General features: G+C 42.4%; 19 protein-coding genes and 11 tRNA genes. 7 read left to right on the forward strand and 23 right to left on the reverse strand.

The window, feature by feature from the left end; all coding sequences use genetic code 11:
* Nucleotides 1–3: 3 nt before the first annotated feature.
* Nucleotides 4–831 carry a 2,3,4,5-tetrahydropyridine-2,6-dicarboxylate N-succinyltransferase gene (gene dapD / locus ABMY35_RS11935; RefSeq protein WP_138481242.1) on the forward strand — a complete coding sequence of 276 codons (828 nt, stop codon included), beginning with the start codon at nt 4–6 and terminating at the stop codon, nt 829–831.
* A 55-nt stretch (nt 832–886) separates the two neighbouring features.
* Here the strand turns inward: dapD and ABMY35_RS11940 are convergent, their stop codons facing one another.
* Genes ABMY35_RS11940 through ABMY35_RS11955 form a run of 4 tightly spaced genes read right to left on the reverse strand, consistent with a single transcriptional unit; the run spans nt 887 to nt 2992 of the window.
* Complete coding sequence (locus ABMY35_RS11940; protein WP_349286410.1) at nt 887–1477, reverse strand: hypothetical protein; 591 nt, start codon at nt 1475–1477, stop codon at nt 887–889.
* A gap of 1 nt (nt 1478) precedes the next feature.
* Complete coding sequence (locus ABMY35_RS11945; RefSeq protein WP_349286411.1) at nt 1479–1919, reverse strand: flavodoxin; 441 nt, start codon at nt 1917–1919, stop codon at nt 1479–1481.
* On the reverse strand, nt 1919–2653 hold the full coding sequence (gene truC, locus ABMY35_RS11950) for a tRNA pseudouridine(65) synthase TruC (RefSeq protein ID WP_138562599.1): 735 nt from the start codon (nt 2651–2653) through the stop codon (nt 1919–1921). Before truC ends, ABMY35_RS11945 begins: the two co-directional genes overlap by 1 nt.
* A gap of 12 nt (nt 2654–2665) precedes the next feature.
* Nucleotides 2666–2992 carry a YqcC family protein gene (locus ABMY35_RS11955; protein WP_349286412.1) on the reverse strand — a complete coding sequence of 109 codons (327 nt, stop codon included), beginning with the start codon at nt 2990–2992 and terminating at the stop codon, nt 2666–2668.
* Between the two features lie 140 nt (nt 2993–3132).
* Between ABMY35_RS11955 and ABMY35_RS11960 the strand changes: the two genes are divergently transcribed.
* Both ABMY35_RS11960 and ABMY35_RS11965 read left to right on the forward strand, forming a co-directional pair.
* On the forward strand, nt 3133–4161 hold the full coding sequence (locus ABMY35_RS11960; protein WP_349286413.1) for a DUF3549 family protein: 1029 nt from the start codon (nt 3133–3135) through the stop codon (nt 4159–4161).
* The gene (locus ABMY35_RS11965; protein WP_349286414.1) at nt 4161–4463 is read left to right on the forward strand and encodes a DUF3301 domain-containing protein; all 303 of its coding nucleotides are present in this window, start codon (nt 4161–4163) and stop codon (nt 4461–4463) included. Before ABMY35_RS11960 ends, ABMY35_RS11965 begins: the two co-directional genes overlap by 1 nt.
* 2401 nt (nt 4464–6864) lie before the next feature.
* On the opposite strand, the gene ABMY35_RS11970 is transcribed toward ABMY35_RS11965, so the two are convergent.
* The gene (locus ABMY35_RS11970) at nt 6865–7515 is read right to left on the reverse strand and encodes a GNAT family N-acetyltransferase (RefSeq protein ID WP_349286415.1); all 651 of its coding nucleotides are present in this window, start codon (nt 7513–7515) and stop codon (nt 6865–6867) included.
* A gap of 245 nt (nt 7516–7760) precedes the next feature.
* Between ABMY35_RS11970 and ABMY35_RS11975 the strand changes: the two genes are divergently transcribed.
* The gene (locus ABMY35_RS11975; protein ID WP_138633930.1) at nt 7761–8024 is read left to right on the forward strand and encodes a hypothetical protein; all 264 of its coding nucleotides are present in this window, start codon (nt 7761–7763) and stop codon (nt 8022–8024) included.
* Nucleotides 8025–8026: 2 nt separating this feature from the next.
* Nucleotides 8027–8800 (forward strand): Zn-ribbon-containing protein, encoded by a 774-nt coding sequence (locus tag ABMY35_RS11980; protein WP_349286416.1) that lies wholly within the window; start codon nt 8027–8029, stop codon nt 8798–8800.
* A 71-nt stretch (nt 8801–8871) separates the two neighbouring features.
* Here ABMY35_RS11980 and syd read toward each other — a convergent pair whose 3' ends face one another.
* On the reverse strand, nt 8872–9411 hold the full coding sequence (syd, locus tag ABMY35_RS11985; protein WP_349286417.1) for a SecY-interacting protein: 540 nt from the start codon (nt 9409–9411) through the stop codon (nt 8872–8874).
* A gap of 60 nt (nt 9412–9471) precedes the next feature.
* Between syd and queF the strand changes: the two genes are divergently transcribed.
* Nucleotides 9472–10317, forward strand: a complete 846-nt coding sequence (queF, locus tag ABMY35_RS11990; RefSeq protein ID WP_349286418.1) for an NADPH-dependent 7-cyano-7-deazaguanine reductase QueF — start codon at nt 9472–9474, stop codon at nt 10315–10317.
* Nucleotides 10318–10525: 208 nt separating this feature from the next.
* On the opposite strand, the gene ABMY35_RS11995 is transcribed toward queF, so the two are convergent.
* The 4 genes from ABMY35_RS11995 to ABMY35_RS12010 are packed head-to-tail and all read right to left on the reverse strand — an operon-like array spanning nt 10526 to nt 17715.
* Nucleotides 10526–11413, reverse strand: coding sequence for a peptidylprolyl isomerase (locus tag ABMY35_RS11995; RefSeq protein ID WP_349286419.1), 888 nt, complete (start codon nt 11411–11413; stop codon nt 10526–10528).
* Nucleotides 11414–11417: 4 nt separating this feature from the next.
* Nucleotides 11418–12245, reverse strand: coding sequence for a transporter substrate-binding domain-containing protein (locus ABMY35_RS12000; protein WP_349286420.1), 828 nt, complete (start codon nt 12243–12245; stop codon nt 11418–11420).
* A complete protein-coding gene (locus ABMY35_RS12005; RefSeq protein ID WP_349286421.1) occupies nt 12242–15994 on the reverse strand; it encodes a translocation/assembly module TamB domain-containing protein in 3753 nt (1250 codons plus the stop codon). Before ABMY35_RS12005 ends, ABMY35_RS12000 begins: the two co-directional genes overlap by 4 nt.
* Entirely contained in the window at nt 15994–17715 is a 1722-nt protein-coding gene (locus tag ABMY35_RS12010) for an autotransporter assembly complex family protein (protein ID WP_349286422.1), read from the reverse strand. Before ABMY35_RS12010 ends, ABMY35_RS12005 begins: the two co-directional genes overlap by 1 nt.
* Nucleotides 17716–17853: 138 nt before the next feature.
* On the opposite strand from ABMY35_RS12010, the gene ABMY35_RS12015 reads away from it, so the two are divergent.
* A complete protein-coding gene (locus tag ABMY35_RS12015) occupies nt 17854–18186 on the forward strand; it encodes a ribonuclease E inhibitor RraB (RefSeq protein WP_349286423.1) in 333 nt (110 codons plus the stop codon).
* A gap of 135 nt (nt 18187–18321) precedes the next feature.
* On the opposite strand, the gene ABMY35_RS12020 is transcribed toward ABMY35_RS12015, so the two are convergent.
* From ABMY35_RS12020 to uvrC, 13 genes are all read right to left on the reverse strand, one after another.
* Nucleotides 18322–18408, reverse strand: a tRNA-Leu gene (locus tag ABMY35_RS12020).
* Nucleotides 18409–18448: 40 nt separating this feature from the next.
* A tRNA-Cys gene (locus tag ABMY35_RS12025) sits at nt 18449–18522 on the reverse strand.
* Nucleotides 18523–18540: 18 nt separating this feature from the next.
* A tRNA-Gly gene (locus tag ABMY35_RS12030) sits at nt 18541–18616 on the reverse strand.
* A 28-nt stretch (nt 18617–18644) separates the two neighbouring features.
* Nucleotides 18645–18720, reverse strand: a tRNA-Gly gene (locus tag ABMY35_RS12035).
* A 33-nt stretch (nt 18721–18753) separates the two neighbouring features.
* A tRNA-Gly gene (locus ABMY35_RS12040) sits at nt 18754–18829 on the reverse strand.
* Nucleotides 18830–18860: 31 nt separating this feature from the next.
* Nucleotides 18861–18936 (reverse strand) — tRNA-Gly (locus ABMY35_RS12045).
* A 22-nt stretch (nt 18937–18958) separates the two neighbouring features.
* A tRNA-Leu gene (locus ABMY35_RS12050) sits at nt 18959–19045 on the reverse strand.
* 31 nt (nt 19046–19076) lie between these two features.
* A tRNA-Gly gene (locus ABMY35_RS12055) sits at nt 19077–19152 on the reverse strand.
* Between the two features lie 98 nt (nt 19153–19250).
* Nucleotides 19251–19337 (reverse strand) — tRNA-Leu (locus tag ABMY35_RS12060).
* 34 nt (nt 19338–19371) lie between these two features.
* A tRNA-Cys gene (locus ABMY35_RS12065) sits at nt 19372–19445 on the reverse strand.
* A gap of 13 nt (nt 19446–19458) precedes the next feature.
* Nucleotides 19459–19534 (reverse strand) — tRNA-Gly (locus tag ABMY35_RS12070).
* A gap of 168 nt (nt 19535–19702) precedes the next feature.
* Nucleotides 19703–20248 carry a CDP-diacylglycerol--glycerol-3-phosphate 3-phosphatidyltransferase gene (gene pgsA / locus ABMY35_RS12075; RefSeq protein WP_349286424.1) on the reverse strand — a complete coding sequence of 182 codons (546 nt, stop codon included), beginning with the start codon at nt 20246–20248 and terminating at the stop codon, nt 19703–19705.
* Between the two features lie 41 nt (nt 20249–20289).
* A complete protein-coding gene (gene uvrC, locus ABMY35_RS12080) occupies nt 20290–22113 on the reverse strand; it encodes an excinuclease ABC subunit UvrC (RefSeq protein ID WP_349286425.1) in 1824 nt (607 codons plus the stop codon).
* Nucleotides 22114–22118 lie beyond the last annotated feature (5 nt).

Raw genomic sequence — 22118 nt, forward strand, 5'->3', positions numbered from 1 at the left:
ACTATGTCAGATTTAAAAACCATCATCGAACAAGCATGGGAGCAACGTGATGGCATTACTCCTACACAAGTGAGCGACGAAGTTAAAGATGCGATCATTCAATCTCTTTCATTGCTAGATTCTGGTGCTGCAAGAGTTGCAGAAAAAATCAGCGGTGAGTGGGTTGTGCATCAGTGGCTTAAAAAAGCGGTACTGCTGTCTTTCCGTATTCGTGATAACCAGCCAATGAACGATGGCGTAAACCAGTTTTATGACAAGGTGCCACTTAAATTTTCTGACTACACGCCAGAGCAATTCCAACAAGGCGGAATGCGCGTTGTACCAAACGCTGTAGCACGTCAGGGCAGCTTTGTAGGTAAGAACGTGGTACTTATGCCTTCTTACGTGAACATTGGTGCTTACGTTGACGAAGGCACTATGGTTGATACATGGGCTACTGTTGGTTCATGTGCACAGATTGGTAAAAACGTGCACCTGTCTGGTGGTGTAGGCATCGGTGGTGTATTAGAGCCATTACAAGCTAACCCAACCATCATCGAAGATAACTGTTTTATCGGTGCACGCTCCGAAATCGTTGAAGGCGTCATTGTTGAAGAAGGCGCGGTTATCTCAATGGGCGTATACATTTCTCAAAGTACACGTATTTACGACCGTGAAACAGGCGAAATCCACTATGGTCGCGTACCGGCAGGTGCGGTAGTTGTGCCAGGTTCATTGCCTAGCAAAGATGGCTCACACAGCCTTTACGCAGCAATTATCGTGAAGAAAGTTGACCAGCAAACACGTGAAAAAGTAGGTATCAACGCCCTACTTCGCTCTGTCGATGAGTAATCAATAAAGAATTTAAAAGGCCGCAATCAATGACGATTTGCGGCCTTTTTTATGCCTAATTCTCGCAACTTAAACCTTGAAGATCATACTGCTTAAACTGTCTTTGGTTATCTGCTGTAAAGCTGATGGTGAGTTGCTCTAACGGCTCATAACTTTCAATGGCTAATGCTTTACCAAGCCAAGGTTCTTTTACGACCGGTAACAATTCGTAAAACCCAAGTCCTCTATCGCACATAATATTAATAGCGTGATATGCAGTCAGTAACTTACCCGGTGCTTGGCTTTGGATACTGATATTGTCTTGCTCAATGTAGTTATCTGCCTTGGTGCCATTAAACACATAATAAACCGATGTGGTACTGAGCATGATGACTTGCACAGAAGCAACGAACATTAATGGCAATACTGCCAGTTTCACCTTACTGCTCACCTCATTGTGTTTCACAAAGTAAATCAGCAACCAACAACCGGCAATGACCATGACTAACTTCAGCGGCACCAAAAACACGCTGAAATAGTACATGAGCTTTTCACTGCCCCACTTTAAGCCAAATGAATTTTCAAACCAGCTACTCTCAATTGCTGGCAGCACAATTAAAATACTGCTGAGTAATAATACCCATTTAAATTGTTGTAATCTCGACATATTAAAGTGTTTTTTGCCAGTCCGTTAGCCAAGTTTCAACCACTTCCCATGGTTCAAAATACTCACACGCATCCACATCTAGACGCGGTGAAGTTTGCTCTGCATTCAATTCTTGTAACAGGGCATCGACTTGCTTGCCCGCGCCACAATAGGTGTCACCGTAGCTTGAGTCGCCCAAGGAGATCACCCCCGCTTTTTTACCTGCTAATCTCGGAGACTGACTACGCAACTGCATAATCAATGGCTCAATGTTATCTGGCAGGTCGCCAGAGCCTGTGGTCGAGGTAATAAACAAAGCAACTTCAGCGGCTTTTACATCATCGATGCTTGCGCTTTCAAATAAGCTCACTTGATGCGATGTTGACAAAGCCGTTTGCACCTGTTCTGCTAAATTCTGTGCATTGCCATACACACTGCCTACAAAAATTGAAATTGATGCCATTATTGATAATCCTGTTCGCTGCTGGGCCACCCCAACTGCGCACAGATATTTAGCATCTCTTCGCCTAGGTTTGCCCGAATGGTAATTTCTTGTTTTGTATAAGGATGAACAAACTTTAACCGAGTTGCAAATAACATTAAGCGCTGCAGGCCAAAATGCTCATAAAAAAAGTGATTATGCTTGTTATCACCATGGTTCACATCGCCCAAAATAGGATGGGCTAAATGCTTTAAATGACGCCGAATTTGATGCTTACGACCAGTTTTAGGAAAGCACTCCACCAGCGAATAGCGAATACTCGGAAACTTACCAAAAGGAATTGGCAAGCTTGCCTGATGTAAACAGTTAAACTCTGTCTGCGCTTCTTGCGGTGCTTTATCTTGGTCAGCAAATTTGTCGGCGATTTTATCTAAATGCTCTTTTAAAGGCCTATCTAGGTAAACATGCTCAGGCGCAAAACCTCGCACCAGTGCCAAATAACGTTTTTCGATTTTACCCTCAATGAATACTTGATTCATATCTCTGGCAGCTTCTGAGCTCAGTGCAAATAACAAAATACCACTGGTAGGACGGTCTAATCGATGCACCGGAAATACGTGCTGCCCGAGCTGATCACGCAACATTTGCATGGCAAATTGGGTTTCGCGTTTATCTAAAAATGAACGATGTACCAATAAGCCCGAAGGTTTGTTAATCGCCACATAGTTTTCGTCTTGATAGACAATCTCAAGCATGGTCTTTCTCTTTTAATTCTGTTGTAAGCTTTCGTCTAACTTGGTCAGTAGACTTAAAATCTGCGGATATTGCGGGTGAGTGGCAAAGCTCATCTCAGCCATAGGCGCAATCGACATATTGGCTGGTAGTGCCATACCTTGCTCTATCATCAAGGACATTTTAGGAATAAAAACAAACTGCAACCACTGCTCAAATGTCATCACATCACAACAAAATGGCGCGGTAGAATTTAGCTTTTCAGCCTCAATGCTTTCACTTTGCCAAAGCTTGGCGATGCGTAATACCGCTTCGAGCTCTTTCAATAAGGTATAAACTGCTTGATATTGGGCGTGACTCATCAAACCGACTCTTAATAGACTATTTAAAACTCGCGAATTATAGCCCAGCTAACTTCTTTACAGTAGCTTTACGGCTTCGCTTATCAAGTGCCGAGAAAATCCGTATAATTCGGCTAATTTAAAATTTGCATGAGCGAACTATGACTGCGCATATTTCTACTTTAGGTGATCTTCTTAACACAGCTGGCACACAGTGGCGTGTTTACGACATGGGTCGAAAAATCACTAAAATTGATAAAGCCCTATTCAATCAACTTGAAAATGGTCAGGTACCTTACCCTTACCCGCTTGCTGGTCATGCCCTGATCGCCATTCAATTTTGGGATAACCAAGCCACTGCTGATCCGTATGTGTGGTTTTTAAAAATGCCTCTTGATGAACAAAGTAAGTTAGTGCTTGCAAGCCGTGACCACTTCGCAAATATGGTACTTGAAGCATTAGGCACTGAGCTAACGGGCGAGCAAGCTGATGGCAAGCTAGACAATAACCCGTATGTATTTACGCCTAATGCCAATAAACTTGCCGCGTTCAATGCACTATTAAAAACTGAATTAAAGCGCCCTGCATCTCAGTATTATGAATTTACCGAGCAATTTTTTGCTGGCAACTTAACAGACGATGCGTGGCAAAGTATTGCGGTACAAGGCTTAGCTGATTTTGCCTTTAGACTCGACCACGGCCAAAACAGCGCAAACCTCGCTAAAGTGTGGACAAACTTACCGCAAGAAGTTCAACAACCTTTAAGTGCCATGCTTGAACATGTTGAAATTAACACACAACTTGCAGAATTATTCTTCGCGCAATGTGAGCAAGCCATTGCAGAAAACAACCTAACCCTATTAATTAATAACATGCGCGCGCTTTCAGGTAGCAAAGCACAAGGGTTAAAATCTCAGTTAGTCGAGCAAGTACTAGCAAGCGAGTTAGGTAGCCAACCAGACGTGTTACTGACCTTAGCTGGCCGTTATTGGTTATGCTTTGAAAAACCAGAAGCCCTATTCAAGCTGCTTGATTTAGCTGCTAATAATGAGCAAATGCCTGAGTTATTCCCAAGTATTTTTGCGGACTTAGTTGCAATTCCGTCACTTCGCCCACACGTACTAGGTATTCTTCGAGCAGAAAATCGCAGCGACACACTATCTCGTGCGATTGGTAGGTTATTCTCTTAATGGCATCTCTCTGGCTTTTTATTGTTATCGGTAGCGTTATCGGCTTTTTTTGGTATAGCCGTAAAATCGCAGAAGCCGCAAACGAACATGCACAAAGACAAGCAAAGCAATTACAAGTGCAGTTGCTCAGTGTCGCCTGTAAAAAAGTGCTACCCGGCATTTTAAAAAATGGTCGTTTGGGAATAAAAAGTCAGTTTTTGTTTGAATTTAGCTCAGACGGCGAGAGTTTATATCAAGGTTATTTGTATCTTGAAAATGAGAAGCTAGTGCAAGCTGATATTCCACCGCATCGTTTGGGGTAATAAAACAAAAGTTCCAGAAAAAACTAAGGCGCAACATAAGTCGCGCCTAAAGTTGACAACATCCATGATAGCTTCCAAAGCCTATAATCCTGTTTTATCTTCCGCTGACTGGCCGTCTTCCATCGACGACCAAAAATCCATTTAAAGTCCTATACACGTCCTGTGTTCCTAATATCCTAAATCCACTTCGCAAAATCCTATGCGCTCCTAGTACACCCTGTACTCCATCCTCATCCTAGATGTTATCCTAACACCTGTAACCTTCCTGGTTTCCGCTTCACCCTTCTTTGGGCAGTCCTCACACTCCTGTGTGCATCCTATTTCCTTTGTGCAACTCCGTTACACGCCTCGTCCAGAGGATCCTGTTGAGCTTCTTGCTCTAGCATTAGTCCTTTATCCTTATGCTATATCCCTTTTTCCTATCCCTTTGCCTTCCTGACACGATTAAGTTTACGGTAATCTGCCGAGTGAAAAAGTGACTTACAGCAATTTATTTAATGTCACATTATTTTAAAAATAGGATATTTCTTATTTTTCATTAACTTAAAAAAAAATCAAAGCCAAAGCAAAGTGTTTAAAACACCAAAGCCCACAACCATGTGGGAAATATCTCACAGCTAATTTTCCGTTCTGTCAGGTTCGGAGATTGCTGATTTAGTTACGACAGTTAAAATTGCTTATTTCACCTTGCGCAAAAGTAACCTTGCTTCGCAATGTATATTTTGCACGATAAGTCGGTGCTACCAACGATGTTCCAACAACAGTTGAAATTGCTCATTTCACCTTGCGCAAAAGTAACCTTGCTTCGCAATGTATATTATGCACATTGCAGCCCTGTGTACAAAACCAACAGGTAGCCCCCCTCTCCCCTTCTATCGAGCCTGAAAATAAGCAATTGATGAGTAATGTCAGCGCATGGCGGGATTTTTGTTCCCGACAAATCCCAAGTACCTAAATCCATTTAGGCAATGCGCTGCAAGGCTGATTTAGTCCATGGATGGACTATTCAGCCGTTTACGTTCAGAACAATTGCGTATTTGAAGAAACAGTGAGATAGAGGGGCGCCGTGGGGTGACGAGTGACCGAAACGAAGTTTCGCAGCGCGAGGAAGTGGAGGCATGGATGCCGACAGGCAGAAGCTTCATGGATGAATTTCTGCTCAGTATAAAATTGAAATGCTTAGCCGCCCATCGGTTGCCGTAGCCAACGCGACAAACAGTCAAATTGAAAGCCTGTATAAAAAAGGCGACATCAAAAGCGGGATATAAAATCGCGCCTACAACAGTGCCTGCATTAAATGTAGGTCGTGGCTTTAGCCCGACATAGCATAGAGCCAAAACTCAAAATGTCGCCATAAATGACGACCTACAAAATTACAAATTAATTACTCAATAATAACGACATGAATACCGAAAGACGTAAGCTTCGGAATAAATTTCTTCCCAATAAAAAATTGAAATGCTTAGCCGCCCTTTGATTGCCGTCGCCAAAGCGACAAAGTGTAAAATTGAAGGCCAGCTTCAAAAAGACAACATTAAAAGCGGGATATAAAATCGCGCCTACAAAAGTACCTACATTAAATGTAGGTAGTGGCTTTAGCCCGACAAAGCACAGAGCCAAAACTCAAAATGTCGCCATAAATAACGACCTACAAGAACGGTTAAAATTGCCCATTTCACCTTGCTCAAAAGTAACCTTGCTTCGCAACGTGTATTTTGCAGGATAAGTCGGTACTACCGAAAAGTCATTTGAGGTGAGAAACCCGACACAATTGAAAAGTTAAGAAAAGAAAAACCAAACGCCAGAAAGAACTAAGGCGCAACATAAGTCGCGCCTAAAGTTGACAACATCCATGATAGCTTCCAAAGCCTGTATCCTGTTTTATCTTCCGCTGAATGGTCGTCTTCCATCGACAACCAAAACTCCATTTAAAATCCTATACACGTCATGTGTTCTTAATATCCTTAATCCACTTCGCAAAAACCCTATGCGCTCCTAGTACACCCTGTACTCCATCCTCATCCTAGGTGTTTTCCTAACACCTCTTACCATCCTAGTTTCCGCTTCACCCATCTTTGGGCAATCCTCACACTCCTGTGTGTTTCCTATTCCTGTGTGCAACTCCGTTACACCTCATCCTGAGTATCCTGTTGAGCTTCTTGCCCTAGCACCTATCCATAACCTTGTGCTTATTCCGTTTTTCCTATCCCTTTGCCTTCCTGACATGACTAAGTTTACGGTAATTTGCCATGTGCAAAAGCGACTTACAGCAATTTATTTAATGTCATATTATTTTAAAAATAAGATATTTGTTATTTTTCATGAACTTAAAAGCAAATCACAGCCAAAACAAAATGTTTAAAACACCAAAACCCACAACCATGTGGGAAATATCTCACAGCTAACTTTCCGATCCGTCCGCATCTAACTTTTTATACATCAGCTCACCCGACACTTCACCGAAGGTCATTTGCTCAATCACCTCATATTGGTGCTTTAAGAAAAAGGCTTTTTGCGCTGTTTGTGTAATGAATACAGCCACGCCAGTGATCTCTTCTTCGGCTAAATGAAGTTGTTCAACCCCGTTCAATAAATAATGACCAAGGCCTTGCCCCTGCGCATTCGGATGAATGGCAATTAACGATAAATAAAAGCACTCGCCATATTGCTCTAAGGCCGCTCTAATCGCTTGCTCTTTAGCAACCAGTTGCTTGGTTTGAACATACCCGGCGCTGAGCATCAGTTTTAAACGCCAATGCCAAAAACGTTGTGCAGACAAAGGTCCATTGGTCGCGATTGCACACGCAACCCCCACCAGCTGTTCGTCTATAAACGCGCCTAACATGGCTTGACCACTTTGCGAAAAAGTCTGTAACTCTTCGCGAATAAGTGCGCGTAACTTTTTAGCAAAGTCGTCATCAGAATCTGCATTTAACACCTGCTTTAGTAATTCATCACTCTGATAAGCTTGAAACAGCAGGCTTGCTGCAATGTTTATTTCTTCCGGCTCCAAATACTTTAGGCTCAGTTGATCTGCTTCTACTATTTTCATTATTTTTCCTGTTACCTAATTTTTACTAGAAAACTTAGTCAACTATAGTTACTGAGTGTTTTTTAAGCAAAAAGACAAGTTAATGTCATCAGTACAATATAGCCCCTCATTATCTACATAGGTATTAAGAGAGCGAACTGAACACTACGCATTATGCAAAACAAACCTTTTAGGATGGTTATGAGCTCAGCTATGCGCTTTAAAGATTTATGCTAGAATGCGTTTTATTTTGTTGAGTAAAACGCATGCATCCCGCTGTTCATTCTGCTATTGCAGCCTTAGTCGCTGAAAACAAAACACCCACTGTTGCTTTAACTAAATCTAAATTATCAGAGCCAGTGCCAATGCCTTTGGTTATTGCTGGGTTGACCGCCTACAAAAATGATCCAAATTGCATCAACACTCAGCCTGCAGCAGCCCCAAAAGCCAAGGCTACAGAGCAAAGCCAGCTTGACCGCATTGAACAAAAACTTGACCGCTTACTCGCGCTATTAGAAAAAGATAACTAATTATGTTCGTTGTAGATTTAACTTTTGATTGTTACCAAGACACCACCCTAGATGATGCTGAGCGTGCCATTAATCGCGTGGTGAATGCCCTACGTTTTAACGGACAGATCATCGGGGATGAGTTTCCGACCGTATTAAAAGACGGCTACTTTATTACCCGTGTTATGTGCCCGCTTGAGGATGCACTACACCCACTTAATCACAGCCCGTTTGTAAAAAAAGCCATTGAGCTTTTACAAGATGCAGGCTTGCTGACACCGAAAGTAAAGGTGATCGGTCAGGATATTCATGCCAACGGCGCCGATTTGTGTGACGCACCGTCTTCATATATTTTATATACCACCTATGTGCATACATGTAGCCCGCTGTATTGTGGCGATGACTTTCAGCCCGTCCCGCTTTATAAAATTCCAGCCATTGCCAATGGCGATTACAAAGCTTTGATTAAGTGGCAAGAGGATTGGCAGGCATGCGATCAGATTCAGATCAACGGTGCAACCCGCTGTGAGTTTGCGGCATTAGAAGAAATTTCTAGCACCGAAAGTGATTTGTTCCGTCGCGGTATGGACTTGTCTAAACGCATTCGTTTTCTCACCAAAAAGCCGGTGTATTACTATTTGTATCGCGTTGGCGGTGAGAGCTTAGCAGCAGAACAAGCGCGTAAATGTCCAAGCTGTGGCGGTGATTGGAAGTTAGATGAACCCTGGTTTGGTTTATTTGATTTTCGCTGTGACAGCTGTGAGCTGGTGTCGAATATCTCTTGGGATTTTCAGTGATCGTTCGCTAAAAATAAAAAAGCGCTCAGAATGTTTAAATGAGCGCTTATTTATTGATTAAGGTATGAGTATTAAAACTCAACCGCTTGCAAAAATGCTTCCAGACTATCAGCCAAAACATGGTGTGGCCTTTTTCCGACATACTCTAACCAGACTTTGCCAGTCTCAAGTTCAACGGTGATCAACAAGTCATCTTGTTCAGTTAACCCAATAAACACCGTATCAGCTTGTTTGAGTTTGCGCTTCATTAATACATGACCTGTGATGTTTTGCTGTAAACGCACAAAGTCATCTTCATTCCACGCTTGTAATAACTCGATTTGGTGGCCTTCTACGTTGCCAATGATGTTGCCCGCATAAAAGCTGCTGTAGAACTCTTTCAACGCTTCAGGAAAAGTGCACTCTAACGCGCTTGCTAAATCACTTAGGCTATTTTTTGCTGGCTGTGGGGCGGCTTGCCACTGAATTTGTTGCTCGCTGAGCACTTCGCCAACTTCACAAGGGCTTGGCCAGTCAGCGTCGTGATACATGCACGGTAAAGTGCCATGTTGTTGCTGATAGTGAGATTGAAACTTGTCGTGAAGCTCTGATAAAAGCGGCTTAATTGTCATACTGTTAACCTGTGTGCGATACGCTATAATACGCACCATTGTAACCACTATTGATAAAACATGACAGATTACAACAATGCACCTGAGCTGAAAGCGTCAGTGTTAGGTAAAACGACTGAATACGCGTCGCAATACGATGCAAGTTTATTATTCCCGATTGCAAGAAAGCTAAACCGTGACCAAATCGCGGTAGATGAGCAGAACTTGCCATTTAAAGGGGAAGATACTTGGACTGGCTATGAGCTATCTTGGCTGAATGCCAAAGGTAAACCGCAAGTGGCTGTGGCAACATTTGTGTTCCCATGCCAAAGCTCGCATATTATTGAGTCTAAGTCGTTCAAGCTATATTTAAATAGTTTTAATCAAACTAAGTTTGCCAGCTTTGACGAAGTACAAACTATTTTAACCAAAGATTTAAGCAAAGCAGCTCAGACTGACGTCGCAGTGACGTTATTCAAAGCTGACGACTTTGCCTGTATTCCATTCACGGCCATGCCGGGCGAGTGTATTGATGAGCTTGATATCGAAGTTGATACCTACAGCCCACAAGATGGCTTAATCGTGGTAAAAGATGGTAATGAAGTGACCGAAACACTGCATAGTCACTTACTTAAATCGAACTGTTTAATTACTTCTCAGCCTGATTGGGCAAGTATAGTGATAAGTTACACGGGTAAGCCTGTGTGCAAAGAATCACTGCTTAAGTATCTGATTTCTTTTAGAGATCACAATGAGTTTCATGAGCAGTGTGTGGAGCGAATTTACTGTGACTTGATGCGTGAATTAAAGCCGAGCAAGTTAGAAGTATATGCACGCTACACAAGACGTGGCGGTTTAGACATTAACCCTTACCGCAGCAGCGAAAACGATAAGACGGCTTATCACATTCGTACAAACCGTCAGTAAAAAATTAACCTGGACTCTGGATAATAAATCTATCTCCAGCGCTACTTTTAACGCTAACATTGTTGAATTCACTTGCAATAGGCCAGCTATTGACGCGTAAATTCGCCTTGTTATCCCTAAAAGTCTCCGGCTGCAGACTTAGAAAAGAGTTACCTCTGATTATCAAAGTATTCGTAAATCTCTTAACCAAAGTTCAGGTTAATCACCTTTAATTCAGGCGTTTGGTCGGGATAGATACCGAGCAAACGTCTGTATGATTTGGCTTATCGATAAACCAGTCGCTTGGGCGGTTTTTACGAGATTCAATCAACTCTTTAAAATCTTCTGAGCTGGTATCAAACACCGTAAAAGCACTGTTATCTTCACCCGCAATATCACTTAACACTCGCACTTGGCTGATTGGGTTAAACGGCTGCCCTTCTTCAGGTGTGCGTAATAAACGCTGAGCATGCTCCATACCTTCAAGCACTCGGCCAAATACCGTGGTGTTTTTATCAAGATAACGCTGAGGTGCTAACGTAATATAGAACTCTGTACCACCGCTGTCGATTTCATTACTTCTTGCCATCGCAAATGTGCCTGTACAGTGAGTCATCCAAGTCTTTTTGCCATCGCTATTTTGCGCCACTGCAAAGCCATTCAAAAAACCCGTTTTATCTGCGTACCCATCAACCGCATTAATTGGGGTGATCTCAATTGGGTTTTCAGTGGTTAAGAACATTTCGCCTGTAATGCCTTTACTGCCTTGAGTTGGCTGTTTTTCACCTGACTGATCTCCGCCTTGTGCCACAAAGCTTTCAACAAAACGATACACATTCAAGCCATCATAAAACCCTTCTCGCGCAAGCTTTTTTATATTGTCGACATGGCCCGGTGCAAGTTGTGGGTTAAGTTGTACGTAAACATGGCCTGTTGGTAAATCAATTCTTAACACATCGTCGTTGCTTACTTGCTGCCATACATCGGCAGATGCAGAGCTAATAATGGTACTTGGTGAGCGAACTTCAGGTTTGTTCGTTGCAGAGTCTGTATTTTGCGTGCTGCTGCAACCAGCGAGCAATACACAAGCTGTTAGGCCAAAAGCGCGTAAAAGCATGTTTTTATTTTCCTTGATTTTGGTTATACCAGTATTTTTTTGTATGAATAGGAGCACTGGCAGGGAGTAAAGTATTTACGAGGGTAATTTTTTGTCGTTTATCTAATGCTAATTCTGTCAACTCGCTCTCGAAGTAGTGATTAAATAAAGTATCAAACGAACCATCTTCGATGGCTTTGTCTAAGCCAGACTTAAGCTTTTGATATAAAGCTTTATTGTTTTTATTAACGAAGAAGTAAACTGCTGAAGTGTAATAGAAAACATGCGCTGGAGCGATTGTTAAGTTTGTCATATTAGAAATGTCGTTGGCATATAAGGCATCGATGGGCAAAACATCAATACGTGAGGCTTCTAGTAACTCATAGCCTGCATTTTCTTGGGAATACTCTAAAACATTGAAATCATTGTCTTTGAAAATAACCGTATCTGGCCAGTCCGCTCTAAGACCGTAACTTAACCCCCGAAGCTCACCATCCGTTTTTAATTTTGCAAAATAGTCTAAACGAGACTTTTTTATTACCCCAAGACGATACCCAAGTAGCCCTTTAACTATAGGCACTCTAACAGCTAACGCTTGCTTTTCTCTCTCATCAGAGGTGACTGACCAGAATACGTCAATGCCATTTTTGTCACCTAATAAACGGATCGCGCGATTTTGAGTCGGGATATTTTCAACAAAGTCTAGCGTATGTACTTCTCTTTGATAGCTTAAAGCATGCTTCAAAAGTTCAATGACATAAGGATCAGCCCCAGAAGTAATACGCACGGTTTGCTCGGCACAGGCTGAGAAACAAAAACAGGCATTAAAACATAGGACTACAATCCACTTCATTCAGGATCCCAATCAAATTGATAGAGTAGATCTATACTATCGTATAAACCACTAGTCGCTTCAATATATAATTTTGTGAACACCCTGTAACGAATGGCAATTTCATTCATGGCTTCGAACACTCCTACGCGATAACTTACTTGCACGCTTGGGGTAATGTAGCCGGATAATTCAACTTGCGTGTCATCACCACTGCCTTTAGCACTCACGCTGACATCTTCAATGCCGATTTTTTTACCCGCTTTGTTAATAAAGCTTTCACTAAAATTAATACTCTGCGCCAGCAATATCTGAGACAGTAGAGCGTTGTTATTGTTTTCACTTTTATCGAGTGGCTGGCCGTTTAATAAATACGATAACGCATGGGCTTGGTCCATAGATGGTTGTGAGAATATGTTAAGACTTGGGTTACTCGCACTACCCGTTAGTTCTATTCCCGCAATAACATCATCGGCGGTTACTTCAGGGTTACGTATTGCTTTTACATTCAGATAAGGACGCGATAGCGGCCCATTAAAGCCAATTTGGCCTTGTTGAATGAGTAAGTCTTGACCTAACGCTTGATAAACGCCTTCTCGCAAGCCAAACTCACCACTGGCAAGTAAAGGGGTATCAGGGGTTTTATCTAAACTTATCTGGCCAAATACATAGCTATCGAGGCCGAAAGCATACACTCTAAAATCGTCTTTAAGCGCGACATCTAAATCAAGAGTATAGGAAAACGGAAGACTACCCTGCTCTTGAACTTGTGCATCAACAATAACCTGATCATCCGAAACCGTAGTCACTTGTTTAGGCAGTTGCGAAATTTTAATGCGACCTTGTGGTATATCGACACGCCCCGTTAACGACAAGTGCGTATCTTTAAACTTTAAAGACAAGTCTGGAGAGATGGCGAAGCTCATATCTTGTTGCGGACTGACTCTTATTTGCTCGCCAGAAACAGATACATCAGCACTTAATTGCTGTTGCCAATCGAGCTTACCGACAAGATTGAGTAAGCCATTTTCATTGGTATTTAATGCGCCATTTAAACTGGCTGTTTGGCCATTCAAATCGAGTTTCAGTGAAGAGTCGACAAAACTGACTGGCAGTGCTGCCTGTTCTATGCCAAATGAAGATATGTTTATCTCACCCACGACATTGGGTTGTTTTATATCACCCGATAAGGCCAGTTTTGAAGATAACTGCCCGTCAAGACTAATTGGTTGCGGTAAAAAGCGATTTGCCAATTCGCCAATTGGTTTTAAAGCCAGTGCATGCAGTTCAACTTTTGCAGTTGGTGAATGCAATTGATTGTCTTGCACTTGTGCAGCCACTTCACCAGACACATCACCTAATAATGACGAGACGAGTTGCCAGCGCCCTAAAATAGCTTGGCTGTCTCCACTAAGGTTAATCTCGATTTGTTCTATCGGGACTATTGCTTCACCTTGAAAATCGCTATTGGCTTCAGAATTAACTTCAGTTAGGGCGACAGCAACGGTTTGCAAACTCGCTTTTGCATTGATCGCATTGAGCTTTTTACCACGCCATGACAGTGCTGAATTGATGCTGGTTTTACCATCTAGTTTCAGATGTTCAGGTAAAAAGGTTTGTAGTGATGCTAAATCAAAGCCTTGGATGTTCATATCAAACTGCCCTTGCTTAGCCTTTTGCTCGGCTTGCAAGCACCAAGGTGACTGATTTAACTCACCACATATTTTACCGGTTTGCCATTGCTGCGCACTGGCATATTTCAGCTTTGAATGATGCTTTAAACTTGTCTCAAGTTGCTTATAAATAATTTGCCCTGATGCGATTTCGCCCTGCCAGGCTTGTGCGTTTATACCTCCTAGAATATCTAGCTCTAAGTTTACGTCTCCGCGACTTGATAACTGAGCACGATGTGAAATTTGATTGCCCGTGAAACGCAACTCGATATGATTTAGTTGATGTTTTAGGACTGCGAGTTGCTCAATGGATAATAAAGTCTCTGTTTGCCAGTTATTGGCCAAATCAACGCTGGTATCGAGCTTGCCCCCTTTGAGGCTAATGTCGTTATTTTCGAACTTTGAAATCGTTGAGTTAAAGCTGATTTTAGGTTGATGATGGTCGCCTTTAATCTGCAACTCGCCTCGCGCATCAACATCAAAAGGCAGAAAAGCCTTGGTGTTATGTGAAAGACTGTTATGTGCAATAGCAAAGCGCCCAGATAAATCTAGCTCTTGTTGAAGTGAGCCCGATAACTGCAAATTGCTCGAACCGAGTTGCATTTTTAGCTTATCGACTTGACCAAACAGCTGTTCGTTCAGTCTAAAACTAGCATCGAGTGCTAAAGGGAGCTCTGAAAGTTTGCCATCGACATCAACATCGGGGATATCAATTTGCCACCCCTCAGTTTGCTGTTTAGCCAACACACTCATTGAGCCGTTTAACACTGACTGCTGGTCGATAAAAAACAGCGGCAACGCGTCCATCACTATGCGTAATTGCGCATCAACGCCCTCGGCCCACGCCAGCTTGCCGGTCAAATTGGCGCTGCCTTCTGACGCGTTCAAACGACCAGCAAGCTCTGAAATTGCCGTTAATCTGCCTTTTCCCGACACTTTTGCACTGAGCTCTGTAAGCTCTTTTTGCTCGGCAATGACATCAAGCTTCAACTGATAATCATCGGCATTACCTATGAGCTGAACTCGAGCCTGTTCCATCAAGGCATCGTAGTCTTGTCCGCGAATTTTGTACGAAAAAGGAAGATTGTTGACCTGCGCCGATACATCAAACGGCCAGTTTGTTTGGTTAAGATTTAGATTACCTAACACGGCAGCCTGATGTTGACCTTCGGCCTTTAAATCAATATTTAAATCTGAAAAGTTGCCACTTAAATGTAACCTGACGAGTTCTTCTTCTGTGGTCAGCGTAGTAATTGATTTTATTGACGCTAACGGCTGCTTGATAGCTTCGGCTTTCAGCTCACCAAAACTGCGTAAAACGAACTGCTGATATTCTAAGTATAGATTTTGCCACTCAAGTTGTTGAGAGGTGATATTTGCCGCGACATTAAAATTTTTAATGTGTTGTGAGCCAACTGGCGTTTCGTACTCAAAAGACCCCAGAGCCAGTTGTGATACTCGAACATCGAGACCGTCTGGTAAAACAATAGCTGGCAAGGCCGCCAACTCAGTAAGCGCTTGGCTTTCTTGTTCTTTTTCTCTTTTATCAATAATATGAATGCGCTTTATTGAAGTCTCATGCAACCTTGCTGCAGCGTCGATTAATTGAGCTGATGATTTTATGTCCGATATTTGAACGTTCAAGTCGCCTTGCTGAAACTTGATATTAGCCACATTTAACTTAGCGATGGCGACATTCAAAGGTAATGCAAAGCCAGTTTCTTGCTCTTCGCTTTGCTCTGTTTTTGTTTCTACTGCAATTTCTTCAGAGGCTTTATCTGTAGGCGAGTTAGCAAGTTTTACATCTATTATGTCAGCGGTTATTTCTACACACACTGTGGCACAAGTAAACCAATTGAGCTTCGGCCTAAAATTGCTCAGTGATAAATTTAGCCCTTCGCTGCGCCAAGTGATATCGAGTCTTTCACCTGCGAGTAAACGACCTTGCTCGAGTTTAATATTTAAGCCATCGACCGACTTATTCAAAACCCATAAAAGGCTTTGATGTCCAACACTGGTAAACACTAAGCAAAATAAAAAAACCAGCGTGCCTAAACCAATATTTAAAATTCTTTTTGTTATGGGGTGTAAGCGCATTAAATCTCCGGCCCAATAATAATACTTAGACGTGTGCTTTTACTTTCTTTACTGAGCCCCCAAGCGTGATCTAACCGAATAGGCCCTACAGGTGTAATATAGCGAAAACCAAAACCCGCACCCACGGCCCATGACTCTGAGAAGTCATTGGTTGCAGTGCCCGAATCAACAAATAAAGCCAGTCGCCAATTTGGCATAAATTGATAGTTATATTCTACCGAAGCCGTTGCAAGGTATTTACCACCGACAATTTTGCCCTTTTCATAAGGCGCGACAGATTGATAGGCAAAACCTCGAATACTCTGATCGCCCCCGGCAAAAAATCGTAAGTTAAATGGCACCTCGTTAATGTCGTCAGTGACAATGGCACCCGCATCTAGCCTTGCAATAAACCAATGCTTAAGTGCAAACTTTCTCAGCCATGCTTGTTCCCAGTGTGCTTTAAACAAAGTTGTGGAAGAAATTAAATCATCGCTGGCAAACTCTAACGTGATCAAGGTTTGTTGCCCCCAAGAAGGCGTGACACCACCTATCGCTTGCTTTTTAGCATAGCTAATACCTGGAATTAACATCTCTGTTTTATCGGTTTCGCCATCTTGTGTTGTGGTTTCATGCTCTCTTTTTAAGAAAGCGGTGCGTACCCAATTACTGCTAGTTAACCATTGTCGTTGCAGCTGTAAATTCCAAATTTTACTATTAACCCCCTCTGTCAATTCATCTTCGAGGGCATAACCGGATGTCACTCGCCATAAATCATCGTTAGGGTTACTCACGGGAACACTATAACTGCCTGTGACACGCTGTTGTTTCTCAGCAACAAATAAATTGCCATCAAAAAAGTGGCCATCTTCGGTGATCCAAGGCTTTGACCATTTAAATCGTGCTTTTGCCCCTATCTCGGTACTAAAACCGCCCCCCACTTCAAACGTATTGGCGGGCTTATCGACCACTTCAATGCGAATAGGCACTAGATTATTCTTGCGATTTTGTAACTGTGGATACACTTTAATGGCGCTGAAATACGGTGTCTTATTGAGTGCTAGGTTATATTCAGACAGTAAAGTTTCATCGTATAAGGTGTTTTCATCAAATGGTGCGAGTGATTGAATATATTTTTTTGCCAGACTTTGCCTGCTCACTTCAATTTTGCCGAAACGATAACGATTGCCCGAGTCTAGTTTTAGCTTAGCTGCTGCAAAGTTTTTTTGTTTATGAATTTCTAGGCGATGACTAAGCCATTTAAAATCAAAATACCCTTTCGAGATCAGGTTTGATTCAAGAACACTTTTTGTTTGCTCATAATTGTCATGATTTACGATGTCATTTGCTTTTATAGGAATGCCAGATAACACTTTTTGCAAAAATGAGTCTTTATTGGCCTCGCCTTTTATTTCAATTTGAATCGATTTCCAACGAATAGGTTCGCCAATCTCTGCATCGATTTTGAGGGTACTGCTTTGCTCTACACGTGATAAGGTAATATTTGCTTGGTAATAACCAAGCGCCTGTAAAGCTCGCTCGGTCTGAGAAAGTAATTTGTTTTCTAACGACTGTGTAAAAGGTTGATTGAGTAACGGCTTCAACGTGCCATTGATATTTTTACTAAGCTCATCGGGCATTTCGCCAAATTCAATGACCTCAACTTGCCATTGGGGTTCAGCCTGTGTTGGTAAAGAAAAAGTTAAACACCAATAAATAACAACAATCGCAAACAGTTTCAAATACTTCCCTCCCATACCGAAGCGCCAGTGTAGCATATTTCAAATCAACAACAGATGAACAATAAATCTCGCTTTAAAGCTTTTTATTTTTGCTAATTTCACCGACAATACACATAGTTAAAAATACTGGGTAACACTATGCAATTTCCTGATGACGATAACGGCCAATTATTAGCTGAAATGGCTGCTGAAGGCATTAATTTAAACCAAATGCACATGGTCGACTTTTTCATTTTATTTGAACAAAAAGATCAAGCTGAGTCTTTTGCTAAGGCAATTACTGAAGATGAGCTTGCGCCAAAGACCGAACTACAAAAGTGTAAAGACACAGGTGTATGGGAAGTTGTAACAACGGTTGAAATGGTGCCAGATCATCAGCTGTTAAGCCAAACTGAACAATACCTAGAAAGCATTGCCAATTCACATGAAGGCTATGGCGATGGTTGGGGTATTATGGCCGATGCCGAATAATTGATAACTTTGAATAAGTTTTAAAAGGTGCGTTAAGCGCCTTCTTTATTGTCTAAAATGCGATAGAGATTAAGTTAGAAAGTTAGAAAGTAATAGTTCTATAAGGATTAAAAATAAAAGCTTTGAGAGAATAAATGGTGCCCGGGGCCGGACTTGAACCGGCACGTCATTACTGACGAGGGATTTTAAATCCCTTGTGTCTACCAATTCCACCACCCGGGCATCGGGCTGCTTTCGCATGTGGAGAGTTATCTTTCGATAATGGAGGCGGAACCCGGAGTCGAACCGAGGTAGACGGATTTGCAATCCGCTGCATGGCCACTCTGCCATTCCGCCTGAATGTTCCAAATAAATTGGAGCGAGTAACGAGGTTCGAACTCGTGACCTCGACCTTGGCAAGGTCGCGCTCTACCAGCTGAGCTATACTCGCATTAAATTATTTAGAGTAAATGTTAAGTTGGAGCGAGTAACGAGGTTCGAACTCGTGACCTCGACCTTGGCAAGGTCGCGCTCTACCAGCTGAGCTATACTCGCGTTCCGTTTAACATTTTTAAGCTAAAGATAGGTTGGAGCGAGTAACGAGGTTCGAACTCGTGACCTCGACCTTGGCAAGGTCGCGCTCTACCAGCTGAGCTATACTCGCGTTCCATAAATCTTTAACATTAAAACCAATTTGGAGCGAGTAACGAGGTTCGAACTCGTGACCTCGACCTTGGCAAGGTCGCGCTCTACCAGCTGAGCTATACTCGCATCAAATTGATTCTAAAATCAATGGTGCCCGGGGCCGGACTTGAACCGGCACGTCATTACTGACGAGGGATTTTAAATCCCTTGTGTCTACCAATTCCACCACCCGGGCATCGGGTTTTGCGTTGCAGATAAAATCAAATTGGAGCGAGTAACGAGGTTCGAACTCGTGACCTCGACCTTGGCAAGGTCGCGCTCTACCAGCTGAGCTATACTCGCGTTCCATGTTGCTTTTTAATTCAACTGAAAGAAATAAAGGTCTCGCCTTTACGCTTTATCAGCTGAGTTATACTCGCATCAATTGATTCTAAAACCAATGGTGCCCGGGGCCGGACTTGAACCGGCACGTCATTACTGACGAGGGATTTTAAATCCCTTGTGTCTACCAATTCCACCACCCGGGCATCGGGCTGCTTACGCATGTGGAGTGTTGAGAAATGGAGGCGGAACCCGGAGTCGAACCGAGGTAGACGGATTTGCAATCCGCTGCATGGCCACTCTGCCATTCCGCCGACGTATAAAAGTTGGAGCGAGTAACGAGGTTCGAACTCGTGACCTCGACCTTGGCAAGGTCGCGCTCTACCAGCTGAGCTATACTCGCATTCCAAAGCAAGCTATTCACTCACTTCTTTTATCGTTTTGAGGCATACTGCCCTCTCAACACGGACGCATTCTACAGATCTTTAATAATGCGTCAATATAAAAAATGAATGTTTTTAATCGTTTGCTCAATTTTTATCTAAACTGCTGCCTATATAGCCGTAAAATATCAAGATTTAATCAATTCAGACTTTGCCGCATTCAAATATGCCAGCATTGACGTCACAGTTAATAGCGTTGCAATTGCCAAAAGGGCATAGCTTAAGATGGTCATCCAAGGCGCATATTGCCAAATCAAACCAATAATGGCTAACATTTGTGCGGCGGTTTTAAACTTACCCATATTACTCACTGCCACATTGCCTCGCTTGCCTTGCTCGGCCATCCATTCTCTCAGTGCAGATATCACAATTTCGCGGCTTATAATGATAAGCGAAGCCAAAGTAATAAAGATGTTTTGATAGTGAGTGGCTAAAACAACCAGAGCCACACTGACCATAACTTTATCTGCAACAGGATCTAAGAACGCCCCAAAAGGCGTTGATTGATCGAGTTTTCGTGCCAAGTAGCCATCAAGAATATCGGTTACCGATGCTAGCCAGAAAATAAAGGCGGCAGCAAAAAAAGCCCATGAGTAAGGCAAATAAAACACCACTGCAAAAACAGGGATAAGTAACAATCTAAATGTTGTTAAGGTATTAGGAATATTCCACATAACTACTTTGTGTATCTTTTTTTATAGTGTTGCATGAACAATTAGGCTTTGTCATGCAAATGATTAAATATCTTTTCAGCCATATCTTGGCTGATCCCAGGCACTTGATTTAACTGCGCTATAGTAGCCGATTTTACACCTTGCATACCACCTAAGTATTTTAACAAGGCTTGTCGGCGTTTCTGCCCTACTCCTTCTATTTCTTCTAACAGAGATTGAGTTCTCTGTTTTTGCCGTTTGTTTCTATGTCCTGCTATGGCAAACCGGTGTGATTCGTCACGTATATGCTGAATTAGATGTAAAGCAGGTGAATCAGAATCCAGATTTACGGTTCGTCTGCCGCCATCTATTAGTAAGGTCTCAAGACCGGGCTTTCGGCTTGTGCCTTTCGCAACACCAACTAATAATGGCATTTTGCTGTACGGCCAATCTTCAAAAAATGCTTCTGCTTTGTTGAGCTGCCCCTTACCGCCATCTATAAAGATAACGTCCGGAATTTTTTCTTCATCTTTTAACTTGCCATAGCGCTTATTCAAGGCAAATGCCATTGCAGCATAGTCATCACCAGGTGTGATCCCCGTGACGTTGTAGCGACGATATTCTTTATTATTTGGTCCACTGCCATCAAATACCACACATGAAGCAATGGTGTTTTCACCCATAGTATGACTGATATCGAAACACTCCATACGATTGATATCGCTCAGCTGTAATGCTTCTTTTAAAAGTGCATAGCGTTTAGTTATCGAATCTTGCGCGTTTTGTTTTACAACAATGCTGTTGAGTGCATTTTTATTTGCAAGTGCGAGGTATTGTGCACGTTCAGAACGCACCGATGCCTTTAGCTCCACTTTTTTATCTGCCAGTTGCGATAGCGCATTGATGAGTTCGTTTTGATCTTGTAATTCAAAAGGCAACACGATTTCTTTTGGGATCTGTCGTTGCGTGCCCGCGCCTACATAATATTGCCCAATAAATGAAGTGACGATTTCGTCTTGTTGCGAATCTATAGGCACTTTAGGGAAGTAGGTCTTGCTCCCCAGTACTTTGTGGTCTCGCACCATTAATAAATGAATGGCACAAATGCCGTTTTGCTGCTGGAAACCAATAATGTCTATTTCACCTAGGTTACCCGCCACAAACTGCTGTTCTTGCATCTGCCTTAGAATCGCAATTTGATCTCGCACTTTTGCCGCGAGCTCAAAGTTCAAGGCCATGCTGGCCTGTTCCATCTTTTCAACTAAAGTCGCGATAACTTGGTGTGATTTGCCTGACAAGAACTGTTTTACCAGTTCAACGTGCTCTGTATATTCACCATCAGAGACTTTACCCACACAAGGCGCAGAACAACGCTTTAATTGGTATTGCAGACACGGACGACTGCGGGCTCGATAATATGCGTCTTCACATTGACGAACAGGAAAAATCTTTTGCATTAAGCGCAAACTTTCAGACACAGCTGCGCTGCTCGGGTAAGGGCCAAAGTAATCCCCTTTTTGTTTTCGACTACCTCGGTGAAAAGCCAATCTAGGGTGCTTATGCCCGCTTAAGAAAATATAAGGATAAGACTTGTCGTCTCTTAACAAGATATTGTATCTAGGTTGATACTGTTTAATGAGGTTATTTTCTAGAAGCAGTGCTTCGGTTTCAGTATTGGTGAGCGTTACCTCTATATTGGCAATGTTACTTACCAATACTCGGGTTTTAGCGTCGGGAATGTTGCTACGAAAGTAACTCGAAACACGTTTTTTTAAATTTTTCGCCTTACCAACATAAATAACCTGATGCTGCGCATCGTACATACGATAAACACCAGGCTCTGTAGATAATGTTTTTAAAAAGGCTTTTGAATCAAATACTGCCATTAAAA

It is taken from the genome of Pseudoalteromonas sp. BZB3 (assembly GCF_040104455.1).
In the GTDB taxonomy this organism is placed as follows: Bacteria; Pseudomonadota; Gammaproteobacteria; order Enterobacterales; family Alteromonadaceae; genus Pseudoalteromonas.